Genomic DNA, 15,052 nt, shown 5'->3' with positions numbered 1-15,052 from the left:
CGCCTCGTCAATGAACTCCGGAGGACAGCGGATGCGGTTCGACCTATCGGGCGGCGTGGTGTGCCTGGGCGAGACGATGGTCGTCCTGGTGCCGGCGGAACCCGGTCCGGTGCGCTCGGTGCGCACGTGGAACCGGGCGATCGGCGGTGCCGAGTCGAACGTGGCCATCCACCTGGCGCGCTTGGGTTTGCGCAGCCGTTGGGTGTCCGCGGTGGGGGACGACGCCTTCGGCGGTGCCGTGCTCGACTACGTCGGTGGCGCTGGGGTGGACGTGTCGGGCGTGCGGGTTGATCCTTCGCGGCCGACCGGGTTGTACGTGAAGGAAGCGGACGCGTCTGGCAGCCATGCGCGCTACTACCGGTCTGGCTCGGCGGCTTCGGCGATGGGGCCGGAAGTCCTGGACGGGCTTGCTCTCGACGGCGTTCGGCTGGTGCACGTCAGTGGGATCACGGCCGCGCTGTCGGACAGTTGCCTCGAACTGCTGAGGGCCGTCTTGAGTGGCCCGCGTGAGCACCTGGTGTCGTTCGACCTGAACTGGCGGCCGGCGTTGTGGACCGACCGCGACCCGACCGTCCTGCTGGAGTTGGCCGGCCGCGCCGACATCGTGCTGGCCGGCGCGGACGAGGCCGAGGCGGTGTGGGGGACCGGTGACCCGGAGAAGTTGCGCACCCTGCTGCCCGGCCCGTCCACGCTGGTGGTCAAGCAGGGCGCGGAGGGCGCGACGCTCGCCGAGGACGGCGCGTTCACCTACCAGGAAGCGCTGAAGGTGGACGTCGTGGAGCCCGTCGGGGCCGGTGACGGCTTCGCCGCCGGGTACCTCGCCGCGCACCTCGCGGGCCTGCCGCCGACACGCCGGTTGCGCGCCGGGCACCTCCAGGCCGCCGCCGCCCTGCTCACCAGCGAAGATGTGGGCGAACCGCTGCCGCCCGAGGTGACCGGGCCGCTGCTGTCCGCCGACCCGCCGGCGTGGGCCGCCGCGCACCTGAGGAGAGTGTGATGAGTCAGAGCCTGGACCGGGCGTTGACGTTGATGGGGGAGTTGGCCAAGGGGGCCAAGACGCTCGACGAGCTGTCCGCCGTCATCGACGTGCACAAGTCCACCACGCTCCGGCTGTTGCGCACCCTGGAGTCGCACCGGTTCGTGCGCCGCGACGGCGTGCACCACTACCGCCTGGGCGCGGCGCTGTTCGACCTGGCCAATCGGGCGCTGGAGGAACGCGACGTGCGCCGCGCCGCCGAACCCGCGCTGCGCGAGCTGAACGCCAGACTCGGCTACACGGTCCACCTGGCGTCCTACGAGGGCGGCGAGGTGATCTACATCGACAAGTACGACAGCACCCACCCGATGCGCATGTACTCCCGCATCGGCCGCCGCGCCCCGCTGCACTGCACGGCCGTGGCGAAGGTCCTGCTGTCCGACCTGCCCGAGCCGCGCCGCCGCGAGGTCGCGCGGGAGATCGACTACGTGCCGCTGACCACCAACACCATCACCACCCCCGAGGCGTACCTGGAGGAGCTGACCCGCGTCCGCGAACGCGGTTACGCCATCGACAACGCCGAGCACGAGGACTTCATCCACTGCATCGCGGCACCCATCCGGGGCGCGCGCGGCGAAGTCCTGGCGGCGGTCTCGATGTCCGTGCCCAAGGTGCTGCTCGACTTCGACGGCCTCCTGGGCCACCTGCCCGACCTGCTCGCGACCGCGCGGGCGGCGTCCCTCGAATGCGGCTACACACCGCGCGACTAACAGGAGAACACGCATGGCCAAGACCGAGATCCGCACGCCGAACGCGCCCACCCCGGTGGCGTCGTTCTCGCAGGGCGTCCGCAAGGGCAACGTCCTGCAAGTCGCGGGCCAGGTCGCGTTCGACCCCGCCACCGGCGCGATCGTCGGCGACACCGTCGCCGAGCAGGCCCGCCAGGCGCTGCGCAACGTCGCCGCCGTGCTGGAGGCGGGCGGCGCGTCCATGGACGACGTCGTGATGATGCGCGTCTACCTCACCGACACCTCCCAGTTCGCCGAGATGAACGAGGTCTACAACGAGGTCGTGACGCAGCGGCCGTTCCCGGCCCGCACCACGGTCTACGTCGGCCTGCCCGCCGGCCTCCTGGTCGAGATCGACGCGCTCGCGGTCCTCGACTGACGTTGTGAGACGGGCGCGTACTTCTGCCGGTACTTCTGCGTGGTGCGCGCCCGTCCGCGGCGGTTGACTGGGGTCACCCCCACGAAAGGACCGCGTTGCGATGGCCAGGAACGCGTCACCGATCGGCTGACCGCAGTTCGGCGGCCCGGGCTCGGCACTCCCCTCCCGCCGCCGGGTCGCCGAGTTCGTCGTGGACCTCGGCCAGCACCTCCAACGCGTGCACGAGCCGGCGGTGCCGCTGCCGCGTCGCCACCGCGACCGCCTCCAGCAGCTCCGTCCGCGCCTCCACCGGCTCACCGAGCCGGAACAGGGCCAGCCCGCGCAACGCGCGCGCGTCGCTCGTGGTGTTGGGCGCCGTGGCGGCGACCGAGTGCTCGACGGCCTCGGTCGCCGTCTCCAACACCTCCGGCCAGCGACCCAGCTCCGCCAGGCTGTTGGCGGTGCGCACGAGCAGGCTGCCCAGCATTTCCGCGGTCATCACCGGCGACAGGTCCAGCACCCCCGCGCGCACGCCCGCCAACAGGCTCCGGTGCACGTCCACCGCCTCCTCGTACCGCTTGAGCCCGTGCAGCACGAGTCCCAGGCAGGACAACGAGATCTGCTCGCCCAACGGGTAGTCGGCCGCCCGGAACAGCTCCCGCGCCCGGCCCGCGCTCTCCCGCGCGGACTCCAGTTCGCCCGAGTGCATCTCCGACGCGGCCCGGTAGTGCATGGCCCAGGCCTGTTCGCGCACGTCACCGCTGGCGACCGCCGCGTTCCACGCCTCGTCGTGCAGGGCCAGGGCGTCCGCGGGCCGGTGCAACAGCACGCACAACGTCCAGGTCAGGAAGTTCAGCTGCACGGCCTCGTCGCGCACGCTGCCCAACGCCCGCGCCGCCGCCACCCCCGCGGTGAACACCTCCACCCACGTCTCACCACGTCCGCGCTGGTCGGAGTACCAGTGCATGGCGGTGGCCAGGTCCAGCACCTCGCGGTGCAGGCCGCGCGCCGACGCCCAGCGCAGCGCACCGAGCCAGCCGGAGGTCTCCGCGGCCAGCCACGCGTCCGCGTCGTCCTTGTCGGCCAACAACGCCGTCGGCGTGTCGCGGGCGTCGGGGCCGTAGAACCCGGCCGCCGCCACCGCCGTGCCCAGCAGGTGCCGGACCACCCGCGCGCGGGTCTCCTCGTGGTCGGGCTCCTCCTCGGCCAGCCGTTCCCCGGCGAACACCCGGACCAGGTCGTGGAAGACGTACCGGCCGGGCGTCTCGGCGGTGTCGAGCAGGCTCACGTCCACCAGCTCCTCCAGCGTGTCCTCGGCCTCGAACCGGTCCATGCCCGCCGCGACCGCCGCCAGCTCCGGCGTGGAGGTCGCCCCGGGCACCGCCGACAGCCGCCGGAACAGCAGCGCCGCCTTGCCGCCCAACTGCCGGTAGGACATCTCGAACGCCGTGCGGACCTGCAGGTCGCCCGCGGTCAACGCGGTCAGCCGGCGGCGCTCGTCGGCGAGCTGCCCCGCCAGGTGCTCGACCGTCCACTTCGGACGGCTGGCCAGCCGGTTGCCCGCGATGCGCAGCGCCAGCGGCAGGTGCCCGCACAGCCGGGCCACCCGCGCGGACGCCTCGGGCTCGGCGGCGACCCGCGGTCCCGCGATGGCGGCCAGCAGGTCCACCGACTCGGCCGGCCCCAGCACGTCCAGCGCCAGCCGCGCCACCGCCGCCAACCCGCCCAGCACCTGCCGGGAGGTCACCAGCACCAGCGACCGCCGGCCGGTGGCCAGCAGCGGGCGCACCTGGGCCTCGTCGGCGGCGTTGTCCAGCACCAGCAGCGTGGACCGGTCGCGCAGCAGCTCCCGGTACAGGTCCGAGCGCTCCGCCTCGCTCGCGGGCACCCGCGACTCCTCCACGCCCAGCGCGAGCAGCATCCGGTGCACGACCTCCGCCGGGTGCAGCGGACGCGCGTCCATGCCCCGGAGGTTGAAGAAGAAACACCCGTCCGGGTAACGGTCGGCCAACCGGTACCCGGCCCGCACCGCAAGGCTCGTCTTGCCCGCCCCCGGCGGCCCGTGCACGACCGCCACCGAGGTCTCGGCGCGGTCGGCGATGGTGGCCAGCACCTCCAGCGCCCGCTCCCGCCCGGTCAGGTCGGCGATGTCCGGCGGCAACGCGCACTGGGCGATCGGGGGCGGCTTGCGCACCCGGCCGTCCTTCGCGGCACTGGCGAGCTGCCGGAGTTCCTCGTCGGACAGGTTCAGGACCCCCGCCAACGCCTCCACCGTGCGCCGCTGCGGTCCCTTGGCCCGACCGCGTTCCATGTCGCTGATCGCGCGGACGCTGACCCCCGAACCCTCGGCCAGCTCCTCCTGGGTCAGCCTCGCGCGCTGCCGGTACTCGCGCAGCAGACCGCCGAACGTCGTCCCCACTCCCGCCAGATTAGTGCGGGAGGGGGTCACAAGGTCTTGTCGGTGGTATTGGTCTCGCATGAAGTGGTACGCGGACGCCCCGGTGCGCCGGGCACGCCAGGCGGTGGCCGACCTGATCGCGCTGGCCTGGGTGTGGTTCTGGGTCGAGGTGGCGCTGGGCGCGCGGGACGCCGTGCTGACCCTGCGGGCGCCCGGCGACGGCCTGACCAAGGCCGGCAACGGCCTGCGCGACACGTTCACCGACGCCGCCGCGAAGGCCCGCGACGTGCCCCTGGTCGGCGGGAAGCTGGGGGAGGCGCTGGACAAGGGCCGCGACGCCGGCGGCACCCTGGTGGACGCGGGCAACACCCAGGTCGAAGCGGTCGAGACGACGGCGCTGTGGCTGGCGGTGGCGCTGATCGCGATCCCGGTGGCGTTCTTGCTGATCACGTGGCTGCCGCTGCGCCTGCGCTACGCGAAGAAGGCCGGTGCCGCGCAACGTCTGCGCGACACCGGCCAAGTGGACTTGCTGGCCCTCCAGGCCCTGACCACCCTCTCACCGCGAGAGCTGGCCAAGTTCCCCACCGACCCCGCCGACGCCTGGCGCCGCGGCGACCCGGAGGTCGTCACGGCCCTGGCGACCCGTTACCTCCGGACCAGGGGCGTGCGGGGTCGGTGAGCCCGGGAGGACTTACTGCCAGCGGTGCCAGTAGTACTGCGAGTACCCGTAGAGCACCAGGTTGCCGTCGTCCTGGACGACCATCCGGTCGGACGGCGTGCCGGCGGTGTTGGTGCGCCACCGGGCGTTGCCGGCCGAGTCGTACAGCACGAAGTCGCCGTTCGACTGCAGCGTCGCGCGGACCACGCCGGTGCCGTAGGTGAAGGTGTGCCACAGCGCCTGGTTGGCGGCGTTGTAGAACACCAGGTTGCCGTCGTTCTGCAGCACCAGGCGGAACTGGCCGTTCGGCGAGGTCTTCTGCTGGCCGCGGTAGAGGTTCTCGTTGCGGATCACCTTGTCGCGGTAGGTCCAGAAGGACTGCGACGCGTTGCGGATGGTCAGGTTGCCGTCGTCACCGACGACGACCTGGTCGGCCGCCGTGCCACCCGTGGCGGAGTACCAGCGCGGCGCGCCCGCGGCGTTGTAGAGCACGAAGTTGCCGTCGAACTGCAGCTCGGCCCGGACGACGTCGCTGTTCCAGGTGTGGCTGTGCCACAGGACCTGGTTCGAGGAGCCGTAGAGCACGAGGTTGCCGTCGTTCTGCAGGGCCAGCCGGTTCTGCCCGTTCGCCGAGGTCTTCTGCTGCCCGCGCAGCAACGACTCACCGCGGACGATCCGGTCGGCGACCGGGGTCCACTCCGGGGTGGGCGAGGCGTGGAGCAGGCGGTTCGGCGAGCCCTGGGTGTCGGTGACCTTGCCGGTCGTCGCGCCGTTCACGATCGCCGCGTGCACCTGGGCCGGCGTCGCGGTCGGGTTCTGGAACAGGTAGTTCGCGACCGCGCCCGCGACGTGCGGCGCCGCCATGGACGTGCCGCTCTCGACCAGGGTCGAGGTGTCGCTGTCGATGAACGCCGAGGTGATGTTCACGCCCGGGGCGAACAGGTCCACGCACGAGCCGCGGTTGGAGAAGGCGGCGCGGGCGTCGCTGGTGTTCGTCGCACCCACGGTGAGAGCGTTGCCGACCTGGGCCGGCGAGAACCGGCAGGCGTCGCCCTCCGGCAGTTGGCCGGCGTTGCCGGCCGAGATCACGTAGGTGACGCCGGCCGCGATCGACCGGCTCACCGCGTCGTTGACCACGGACGCGGCGCCATTGTCGTTCAGCGCGCCGAGGCTCATGTTCGCCACGGCGGGCTTCACGTGGTTGTTGGTGACCCAGTCGACACCGGCGACGATCTCCGAGAAGAAACCGAAGCCCTCGCAGTCGAGGACCTTCACCGCGTGCAGGCGCACGCCCTTGGCGACACCGTACGAGGCCCCGCCGATGGTCCCGGCGACGTGCGTGCCGTGGCCCAGGCAGTCCACGGCCGGCTCGGTCGGGATCGCGTTGTAGTCGAAGCTGGCCCGCACGCCGAAGTCGGTGTGCGAGGTCCGGATGCCGCTGTCGAGCACGTAAGCGTGCACGCCGCCGCCGAGGTTCGGGTAGGCGTACGAGCTGTTCAGCGGCAGGTTCTGCTGGTCGATCCGGTCCAGGCCCCACGACGGCGGGTTGGCCTGCGTGCCGGTCATCTTGGCGCGCTGGTCCTGCACGACCTTGGCGACGTCGGGGTCCCCCGCGAGCCGCTTGGCCTGAGCTTCGCTCATCTTGGCCGCGAAGCCGTCGAGCGCCGTCTGGTACCGGTGGGTCACCTGGACCCCGGACCGGCCCGCGACCGCGTTGATGCGCGAGCGGTCCTTCAGGACGACGATGTAGCGGCCCTCGACCGCGTTCGCGCTGTTGGCGCCGATGATCTCACCCTGCTGCGCGTTCGCCGGCGTCGCGCTGAGACCCAGGGCGGCGATCGCCGCCACCGTCCCGACACCGGCGATCCGTCTCCAGGACGCGCCGAAATCTCCCATGACTGGGTGCCCCCTCAATGTGGCTGCCAAGTGCGAGCCAGAGGTGATCTCACTCGATCGAGTGATCCCTCTCGCGCGCACAGCCAACCACAACGAACGGGCTTCCCAGGAGGACTTTCACAACTTATCCGCAGGTGTCCTGCTGTGTTCGCTGGGTCACTCAGCGCGGCGACCCAGCGAACGCGCGGGGGTGCGGTGTCGGCCGGTCAGTACACCGGTCCGGTGAACTTCTCGCCCGGGCCCTGACCCGGCTCGTCGGGCACGGCGGAGGCCTCGCGGAACGCGCGCTGCACGGACTGCAGGCCCTCGCGCAGCGGGCCGGCGTGCGGGCCGAGGTACTCGGCGGACGCGGTGACCAGGCCGGCCAGGGCGGTGATCAGGCGGCGGGCCTCGTCGAGGTCGCGGCGGGGGCTGGAGTCCGGGTCCTCGTCGGCCAGGCCGAGGCGCTCGGCGGCGGCGGACAGCAGCATGATGGCCGCCTTGCTGATCACCTCGATGCTGGGAACATCGGACAGCTCGCGGACGTTGTTCGGAGGCAGGTCGGTCACGTCGGCCATTGTCGCAACCGCGCCTCGCCGGTCGCCGGTTCGGGGGTTGACAAGCCGGTCTGCTACTATTCTCCGCGCGACCAGTCCCCACCCACGTGGGGACGGCAAGTGGAGCCCCGCTCCCACCCGCGTTCCACCGCCTGAAGGTGGCCGGGTCCGGTCACCTCGACGGGTGGACTGCGCCCTTCGTTGTGCGATCGGTCGGAAGCGGGCCTCACACCGGGCAGGTGTGGGGCCTCTTGTCTTTGGCGCACAACGAGTCACAAAGGACGTGAATGACAAGTCCCTCGAACCGAGGTGCTCCCGCCAGCACCGAGCCGCGAATCAACGAGCGCATCCGCGTGCCGGAAGTTCGTCTGGTCGGGCCGAACGGCGAGCAGGTCGGGATCGTTCGCATCGAGGACGCGCTCCGACTCGCGCAGGAAGCGGATCTCGACCTCGTCGAGGTCGCCGCGCAGGCTCGGCCGCCGGTCTGCAAGCTCATGGACTACGGGAAGTTCAAGTACGAGAGCGCCCAGAAGGCCCGTGAGTCGCGCCGCAACCAGCAGCTGACGGTCATCAAGGAGCAGAAGCTCCGGCCGAAGATCGACCCGCACGACTACCAGACGAAGAAGGGCCACGTGGCCCGCTTCCTGTCGCACGGGAACAAGGTCAAGGTGACCATCATGTTCCGCGGCCGAGAGCAGTCCCGGCCCGAACTCGGTTACCGGCTGCTGCAGAAGCTGGCGGAGGACGTCGCGGAGCTGGGCTTCGTCGAGTCGAACCCGAAGCAGGACGGCCGCAACATGATCATGGTGTTGGCGCCGCACAAGACCACGAAGACCCGCCCGGTGAAGCACGAGCAGGACCAGGACGCCCCGGCGGAGTCTGTCGAGGAGTGACCCCGGCCACCGCGGCCGGGCGCAAGCAGTGGCCCGGCTCCCGGTCGGGCGCAAGCGTGGCCGTCCCGCGTCTGCGGGGCGGCCGGCAGGAGACGAGGACAGGAATGCCGAAGAACAAGAGCCACAGCGGTACCTCCAAGCGCGTGAAGGTCACCGGCAGCGGCAAGATCATCCGTGAGAAGGCGGGCAAGCGCCACCTGCTGGAGAAGAAGTCCAGCAAGCTGACCCGTCGCCTCAGCGGCACCACCGAGGTCGCCAAGAACGACGTGCCGCGGATCAAGAAGCTGCTCGGCATCTGATCCTCCCGCTCCCCCATGAACACCGGGGCCACGAGCCCCACGAGATCGACAGGATGGACCCGTGGCACGCGTCAAAAGGGCCGTGAACGCCCAGAAGAAGCGCCGTACCACCCTTGAGCTCGCCAGCGGCTACCGCGGCCAGCGTTCGAGGCTGTACCGCAAGGCCAAGGAGCAGGTGCTCCACTCGCTCAACTACGCGTACCGCGACCGCCGCGCGCGCAAGGGTGACTTCCGGAAGCTGTGGATCCAGCGCATCAACGCGGGTGTCCGGGCCAACGGCATGACCTACAACCGCTTCATCCAGGGCCTGCGCCTCGCCGAGATCGAGGTCGACCGCAAGATCCTGGCCGAGCTGGCCGTCAGCGACCCCGGCGCCTTCACCGCGCTGGTCGAGCTGGCGAAGGCCGCGCTGCCCGCCGACGTGAACGCGCCCGTCGAGGACAAGGCCTGAGCGACGCACCACGACCCGGGGCTGCTCCGTTCACCGAACGGACACCCCGGGTCGTTGCCGCTCGGCACCTGACGCGGCGGTCCGGCCGGGAACGGGCGGGCCGCTTCCTGGCCGAGGGGGCGCAGGCGGTGCGCGAAGCACTGTCCTGGGCCGCCGCCGGGCGCGGTCGGGTGCACGAGCTGTTCGTCACCTCGGTGGCCGCCGACCGCAACCCCGAGCTGGTCCGGGCGGCGGTGGACGCCGGGGTGCCGGTGAGCGCCGTCACCGAGAAGGCGGCGGCGGGCTTGTCGGAGACGGTGTCGCCCCAGGGCCTGGTCGCGGTGTGCGACCTGCTCGACGTGCCCCTGTCGCTGACCGGCGCACGGCTGGTGGCGGTCCTGCACGGCGTGGCCGACCCCGGCAACGCGGGCACGGTGGCCCGGGTCGCCGACGCGGCCGGCGCCGACGCGGTGATCTTCGCCGGCGACACGGTGGACCCGCACAACGGCAAGTGCGTGCGCGCGTCCACCGGCAGCGTCTTCCACCTGCCGATCTCCCGCTCGCGCGACGCGGACGAGGTCTTCGCGGCGTGCCGAGCCGCCGGCCTGCGCCTGGTGGCCGCCGACGGCTACGCCGAGGAGGACCTGGTCACGGCCGACCTGCGCGGCGACCTGGCCCAACCCACGGCGTGGGTGTTCGGCAGCGAGGCCCACGGCCTACCCGACGACGTGGTGACCAAGCTCGACACGTCGCTGAAGGTCCCCATCTACGGCGGCGCGGAAAGCCTGAACCTCGCCACGGCCGCCGCGGTCTGCCTCTACGCCTCCGCGCGAGCCCAACGCACCTGACCACGCGCCGCGCCGCCCGAGCGCCGCGCCACGCCGCCCGCTGCCGCCACCTGCGCGCCGCGCCGCCCGAGCGCCGCCGCCACCTGCGCCGCGCCCACCATCCGCGCCGCTGCTTCCGCACGTCTGGACCCGGCTGGGCACCTCGCCTCGATGTGCCCAGCCCGTCCAGCCGCGCGTCCGCCGTCCAGCCGCGCGTCCCGACTCGCCGTCAGTCCTGCAGGCGTGCGTTGAGTGCTCGGAGCACCGGGTCGCCCGCGACCGGCTTGTCCAAAGCCCGCAGCACCTCCTCCAGCACGTTGGCCGTGTCGCCCACGATCTGCAGCGGCGCGTTCTCCGTCAGCAAGCCGGCCGCCCGCCGCGCCTCCGCCTCCGCGTTGACCGCGTCGCCCGACTGCAACAGGAACCGCGCACCCCGCTGCGCCAGGAACGACTGCCAGTCGACGTCGCCCAGCCGCGCCGCCAACTCCTCGGCCACCCCGTTGCGCTCCAGCGCCTCCGCGTACTCCCCGGCCTGGAAGTGCAGGAACGCCCGGATCGCCGCGATGCGCGCCGACAGGTGTGTCCGGTGGTCCTCGTTGTCCATCGCGGGCAGGAGCCGTTCCGCCGCGTCCAGTGCCGCACCGCACCGGTCGCGCTCGTCGTCCGGCAGCGCCGCCGCGGACTCGACCCACGACCCGGCCGCCTCCGCCGGGTCGGGCACCCGCTCCCACTGCTGCGCCGCCTCCGCGTACGCCCGCGCGCCGGCCGACGCGCGGTCCAGCCGCCGCAGCACGCCGCCCAGGAGGTCGTAGGCGAGCGCCCGCCGCCACGGCTCCTCCTCGGGGATCAGCGGCAGCGCCGTCTCCAGGTGTGTTCGCGCCGTCTCGTTCTCGTCCAGCCGCGAGCACGCCTGCGCCAACCGGTACCGCACCGGCACCTCGATGTCGTCGCGCACGTCGTGGCTCTCGATGACCCGGACCGCTTCCTCCAGCGCCTCGGCGGCCTCCACGAACCGCCCGGTCTTGAGGTAGCCGCCGGCCAGCGTGTAGCAGGCGTGCGCCACGTCCTCGGGCACGCCCAGCTCGTGCCCCACGGAGATCGCCTCGCGCAGTTGCTCGAACTGCCGGTCCTCGACCTCCAGCCGGTCGATCGACGCCACCCGCTGCCGGTGCGCCTCCGCCGTCCACGGACCGCGCGGTGTGCTGAAGGCGGCCACGAACTCCTCCGCCGTCTCCAGCGCGGCGGGCAGCCCCAGCACGGTCTCGATCTTCAACCGCAGCCGCAGCGCGTCGAACCGCACGCCCGGCATGGGCGCACCGGCCAGCACTTCGGCGACCACCGCGGACGCCTCGTCCAGCTCGCCGATGGACGCCAGGTGCTGCGCGACGTCGCACCGCACCCGCGACACCAGCTCGGGCACGTCCGCCTCGGCCAGCGCCAACGCCTCCCGCACCAGCTCGCCCCGCTCGTCGGTCGCGTCCAGCTCACCCAGCAGGTCGACCACCACGAGCCGGGTCAGCACCCGCGTGTACGGGGTGCCCGCGCGGTCCGCCTCCGCCACGCACTCCCGCGCCTCGGCCAGGGCCGCCTCCACCCCGACCTGCTCGGCCCGCATCGCCGTGCCCCGGCTGCGGTACCGGTTGGCGTAGTCGTGCTCGCCCGCCGCCGCCAGCCGGGCGACCGCCGCGTCCAGCTCGTCCAGGGCGGTCGTGTGCTCCTCGTGCAGCGGGCTCTGCCGCGCCGCCAGCGCCCGCCGGGCCGCGACCCGCGCCGCGAGGCCCTCCGGCAGCAGCGGGTCGAGGTCGCGGGGCAGGGACCGCAGCAGCCGCATGCCGGTGATGAAGTCGCCGTGGTCGAACGCGCGGTTCATGTCGTGCGCCAGCTCGACCGGGTCGGCGACCGGCGTCGGCTCCTCCTCCGGCTCCGGGGCGACCACCGCGGGCACCGGCACCGCCAGCGGCACGTGCGGTGTGTCGGCCGACGCGAGCTTCGCGCGGATGCGGCGGCTCACCGCGTCCGTCCCGTTGCGCCGGTCGAACCGCTCCGCGATCTCCAGCGCCTTTGCCTCCAGCAGCTCCCGGAGCTTCGGCGCGCTGTGGATCTCCGTCTGCCCGTCGCGCGGCACGACGAAGTCCTGGTGCTTGTCCACGCGGCTGAGCAGCACCGCCGCGCCCGCCGCGAAGTGCATCTCCTGCGACGGCGACGGCGAGTGGTGCACCCGGTGCACCTGCCGGTGCAGCAGGTCGATGCCGCGCTGGACGTTGCCCGAGGTCGCGCAGAACACCAGGTGGTCGTCCACGTAGCCGCCGTACTGGTCGTCCCGCACCAGCCGGTGCGCCACCACGTGGGCCTGCCGCGCCCGGTCCAGGTCGCCCAGGGCCACGAACGCCGGCGTCAGCGTGGTCAGGATGCCCTGCGGCTGGGTGGCGCACCCGGTGTCCTTCTCCAACTGGTGCTCGGCGTGCGCGACCGCCTCCGCGTACCGGCCCTGCCGGATCAGGTGCCCGGCCTGGTCCTCGACGACGCACGCCTCGCAGTCGCTCATCGGGCCCCGGTCCATGGCCAGGTACCGGGCGAAGTGGTCGCGGTAGCCCTCCTCGTCGCCGATGTGCTCGGCGAGCTGCGCCCGCGCCCCGTACACCGGCTGCATCGAGTACCCGTGGGACTGGTACCGCTCGCCGAGCTGGGCGATCACCGACCGGACCTGCTCCAGCGTGAACCGGGGGTCGGCCATCAGCCCGCTGACGATCCACTTGTGGGCCCAGTCGAAGCTGTGGGTCTCCCACTCGTCGAACGCCGTCGGGTCGCGCTTCTCCGCCGCGCCGCACCACGCGAACGGCGCCAGCATCAGGTCGTAGCGGCCCAGGTCGTAGGCGGACCGGATCAGCGCGATCCGGCAGCTCACGCCCAGCGGCAGGTGGTCGACGGCGTCCGCGGTGCGCGCGGCGCGTTCCAGCGCCTCGTGCCGCGCCATGCCCTCGGGCATGTGGTACGCCTCGACGAACTGCTGCTCGGCCGCGGTCTTCTCCTCGCTCACGATTGCCCTCCGACAGCGCGGTCCAGCAGTTCCAGGAAAGAGCGGTTGAGCGCGGCCGTGTCCTTGGGGCGCATCGGCCGGCGCGCTTGCAGGAGCGCGTGCACGTACAGGGACTCCACGGTCAGCTCCACCAGCGCCGAGTCGTTGAGCCCCGCCAGCCGCCGCACCAGCGGGTTGCGCACGTTGAGCACCAGCCGCTGGGCCGCGTCGGACTCCCGCGACACCAGGCTGCCCAGCAGTTCCGCCCACAGCGGGTCGGCCTGCTCGCCCACCTGCTCGACGTCGCGCCGGCGCTCGCCCTCCACGTTGGTGACCAGCAGGGCGGGCAGCGACGCCGGGTCGAAGTCGCGCGGCACGGCCTCGCAGTCGTGCCGCTCCAGCACCTCCTTGGCCAGCGCCAACCGGTCGCGCAGCGCCCGCTCCAGCTCCGGCTCCGGGTCGCCGAGCGCGGCCAGCACCTCGGTCGGCGCGACCCGCCGCGCCGCCGCCGGACCGTCCAGCGCCACCAGCCGGTCCATGATCTCCACGTCGTAGGCGTAGCCCGCGTTGAGCAGGCCCATCCCCTGCGCGTGGGCCACCGGCGCGAGCTGGCGGAACTCGTCCACGTCCGGCACGTACGCGATCGAGCCGTGCTTGCGCTTGAACTGGCGCAGCGACTGCCCGCCGTCGGTGGTCTCGAACGGCAGCCACCGCTCCACCAGCCGCAGCATCTCGTCGTCCACCCGCGCCAGCGACTTGATGCCCAGGTGGTGCGCGTCCAGCAGCGCCGACGTGCGGTCCGGGTCGGTCGCGTCCAGCCGCACCAGCCAGTCGCGCACCTGCCGGCCCAGCTCCTCGCGCACCGCGAGCAGCGTCTCGTCCTGGTAGAGCGCCTCGCGGCTCGCCGTCGGCCGCAGCGACGACGAGTCGACCACGCACCGCACGAAGTACGCCCACTCCGGCAGCAGGCCCTCGATGGCGTCGCCGACCAGCATCCGCTTGAGGTACACGCGGTGGGACTGGCGCGCGCCGGGGTGCACGCCGCCGGGCAGCACGTACGCCACGCCGGTCAGGCCCACCGTCGGCACCTCGACCGGGATCGCGTCGAACGGCCGCACGCCCAGCACCTTCGCGCCGTACTCCAGCGGCTCGTCCAGCCACGGCAGCCGCTCCGCGGTGAGCACCTCGCCGCCGACGCTGACCTTGACCGGCAGCAACTCGCCGTACTCGCTGACCAGCGCCTTGACGACGGCGTGCTCCAGCCAGTGCTCGGAGTCCCGGTTGGGCACCAGCTCGATCGTGGTGCCGATCTCGGCGCGCGCCGTCTCGTCGACCTCGACCTCGTAGTTCCCGGCCGCGTCGGCTGTCCACCGCACGGCGGGACCGCCCTTGGCCGACCGGGACACCAGTCGGATGCGCTCGGCGACCAGGAACGCGGACAGCAGGCCCACGCCGAACTGGCCGAGGAAGCCCTGGCGGGCGAACCCCAGCTCGTCCCGCTTGGACGTGCGGCCCAGTGTCGAGAGCAGGTCGTGGACCTCGCGCTCGGTCAGGCCGATGCCGGTGTCGGAGATGCGGAGGGTGCCGCCCGTGCCGGAGTCGATCGGCTCGATCACCACCTCGCCCGGCGCGTCCGGCTGGAGCGCTCGGCGGGCGGTGATCGCGTCCACCGCGTTCTGCAGCAACTCCCGCGCGTACACGCGCGGACTGCTGTAGAGGTGGTGGCTGAGCAGATCGATGATCCCGCGCAGGTCGACACCGAAGGTGTGTGCCATGGGAGTGGAATCCACCTCGGGTCAGGTCACGTAGGACGGTCGATTCTAGGTGCGCCACGGTGGCGGCGGACCCGGTTTTCGGCGCTTCGCCCGCCGGGCCGGCGGCTCACTCGAAGATCAGTGTGCACGAGGGGTACGACAATCCCGCGCGGCCGACCCGCCGGGGTAACGGCGCAGTCACGGCCGCGGTGGATCCCGCCCC

The 15,052-nt window shown here is 72.5% G+C and carries 13 protein-coding genes; 8 read left to right on the top strand and 5 right to left on the bottom strand.

Annotation, left to right across the window (positions count from 1 at the left end; genetic code table 11):
* Window positions 1–31: 31 nt before the first annotated feature.
* From AB0A74_RS18755 to AB0A74_RS18745, 3 genes are read left to right on the top strand one after another with little or no spacing between them, the layout of a single operon-like run.
* The gene (locus AB0A74_RS18755) at window positions 32–997 is read left to right on the top strand and encodes a sugar kinase (RefSeq protein ID WP_358250972.1); all 966 of its coding nucleotides are present in this window, start codon (window positions 32–34) and stop codon (window positions 995–997) included.
* The gene (locus AB0A74_RS18750) at window positions 997–1,746 is read left to right on the top strand and encodes an IclR family transcriptional regulator (protein ID WP_358250970.1); all 750 of its coding nucleotides are present in this window, start codon (window positions 997–999) and stop codon (window positions 1,744–1,746) included. The genes AB0A74_RS18755 and AB0A74_RS18750 overlap by 1 nt, the downstream gene beginning before the upstream one ends.
* A 13-nt stretch (window positions 1,747–1,759) precedes the next feature.
* Window positions 1,760–2,143 (top strand): Rid family detoxifying hydrolase, encoded by a 384-nt coding sequence (locus AB0A74_RS18745; RefSeq protein ID WP_358250968.1) that lies wholly within the window; start codon window positions 1,760–1,762, stop codon window positions 2,141–2,143.
* Window positions 2,144–2,258: 115 nt separating this feature from the next.
* On the opposite strand, the gene AB0A74_RS18740 is transcribed toward AB0A74_RS18745, so the two are convergent.
* Window positions 2,259–4,541, bottom strand: coding sequence for a helix-turn-helix domain-containing protein (locus AB0A74_RS18740; RefSeq protein WP_358250966.1), 2,283 nt, complete (start codon window positions 4,539–4,541; stop codon window positions 2,259–2,261).
* Between the two features lie 58 nt (window positions 4,542–4,599).
* Here AB0A74_RS18740 and AB0A74_RS18735 point away from each other — a divergent pair, with 58 nt between their 5' ends.
* Complete coding sequence (locus AB0A74_RS18735; RefSeq protein ID WP_358250964.1) at window positions 4,600–5,199, top strand: hypothetical protein; 600 nt, start codon at window positions 4,600–4,602, stop codon at window positions 5,197–5,199.
* Window positions 5,200–5,211: 12 nt separating this feature from the next.
* Here AB0A74_RS18735 and AB0A74_RS18730 read toward each other — a convergent pair whose 3' ends face one another.
* Window positions 5,212–7,074, bottom strand: coding sequence for a S8 family serine peptidase (locus AB0A74_RS18730; RefSeq protein ID WP_358250962.1), 1,863 nt, complete (start codon window positions 7,072–7,074; stop codon window positions 5,212–5,214).
* A gap of 206 nt (window positions 7,075–7,280) precedes the next feature.
* Complete coding sequence (locus AB0A74_RS18725) at window positions 7,281–7,631, bottom strand: DUF1844 domain-containing protein (RefSeq protein ID WP_358250960.1); 351 nt, start codon at window positions 7,629–7,631, stop codon at window positions 7,281–7,283.
* 266 nt (window positions 7,632–7,897) lie between these two features.
* Between AB0A74_RS18725 and infC the strand changes: the two genes are divergently transcribed.
* The 4 genes from infC (at window position 7,898) to AB0A74_RS18705 (ending at window position 10,080) form a co-directional block, all read left to right on the top strand.
* On the top strand, window positions 7,898–8,503 hold the full coding sequence (gene infC, locus AB0A74_RS18720) for a translation initiation factor IF-3 (RefSeq protein WP_358250958.1): 606 nt from the start codon (window positions 7,898–7,900) through the stop codon (window positions 8,501–8,503).
* Between the two features lie 104 nt (window positions 8,504–8,607).
* Window positions 8,608–8,802, top strand: a complete 195-nt coding sequence (rpmI, locus tag AB0A74_RS18715; protein WP_121227294.1) for a 50S ribosomal protein L35 — start codon at window positions 8,608–8,610, stop codon at window positions 8,800–8,802.
* A gap of 61 nt (window positions 8,803–8,863) precedes the next feature.
* A complete protein-coding gene (rplT, locus tag AB0A74_RS18710) occupies window positions 8,864–9,253 on the top strand; it encodes a 50S ribosomal protein L20 (RefSeq protein WP_121227296.1) in 390 nt (129 codons plus the stop codon).
* Window positions 9,250–10,080, top strand: a complete 831-nt coding sequence (locus tag AB0A74_RS18705; protein ID WP_358251057.1) for an RNA methyltransferase — start codon at window positions 9,250–9,252, stop codon at window positions 10,078–10,080. Before rplT ends, AB0A74_RS18705 begins: the two co-directional genes overlap by 4 nt.
* Before the next feature lie 208 nt (window positions 10,081–10,288).
* Here AB0A74_RS18705 and AB0A74_RS18700 read toward each other — a convergent pair whose 3' ends face one another.
* Together AB0A74_RS18700 and AB0A74_RS18695 are read right to left on the bottom strand one after the other, a co-directional pair.
* The gene (locus tag AB0A74_RS18700) at window positions 10,289–13,096 is read right to left on the bottom strand and encodes a hypothetical protein (protein ID WP_358250956.1); all 2,808 of its coding nucleotides are present in this window, start codon (window positions 13,094–13,096) and stop codon (window positions 10,289–10,291) included.
* Window positions 13,093–14,850 carry an HSP90 family protein gene (locus AB0A74_RS18695; protein WP_358250954.1) on the bottom strand — a complete coding sequence of 586 codons (1,758 nt, stop codon included), beginning with the start codon at window positions 14,848–14,850 and terminating at the stop codon, window positions 13,093–13,095. Before AB0A74_RS18695 ends, AB0A74_RS18700 begins: the two co-directional genes overlap by 4 nt.
* Window positions 14,851–15,052 lie beyond the last annotated feature (202 nt).

Origin of the sequence: Saccharothrix sp. NPDC042600 (genome assembly GCF_040647305.1) — a bacterium.
GTDB classification, from domain to species: Bacteria; Actinomycetota; Actinomycetes; order Mycobacteriales; family Pseudonocardiaceae; genus Actinosynnema; species Actinosynnema mutabilis.
This window is presented reverse-complemented; position numbering and strand designations above follow the sequence as displayed.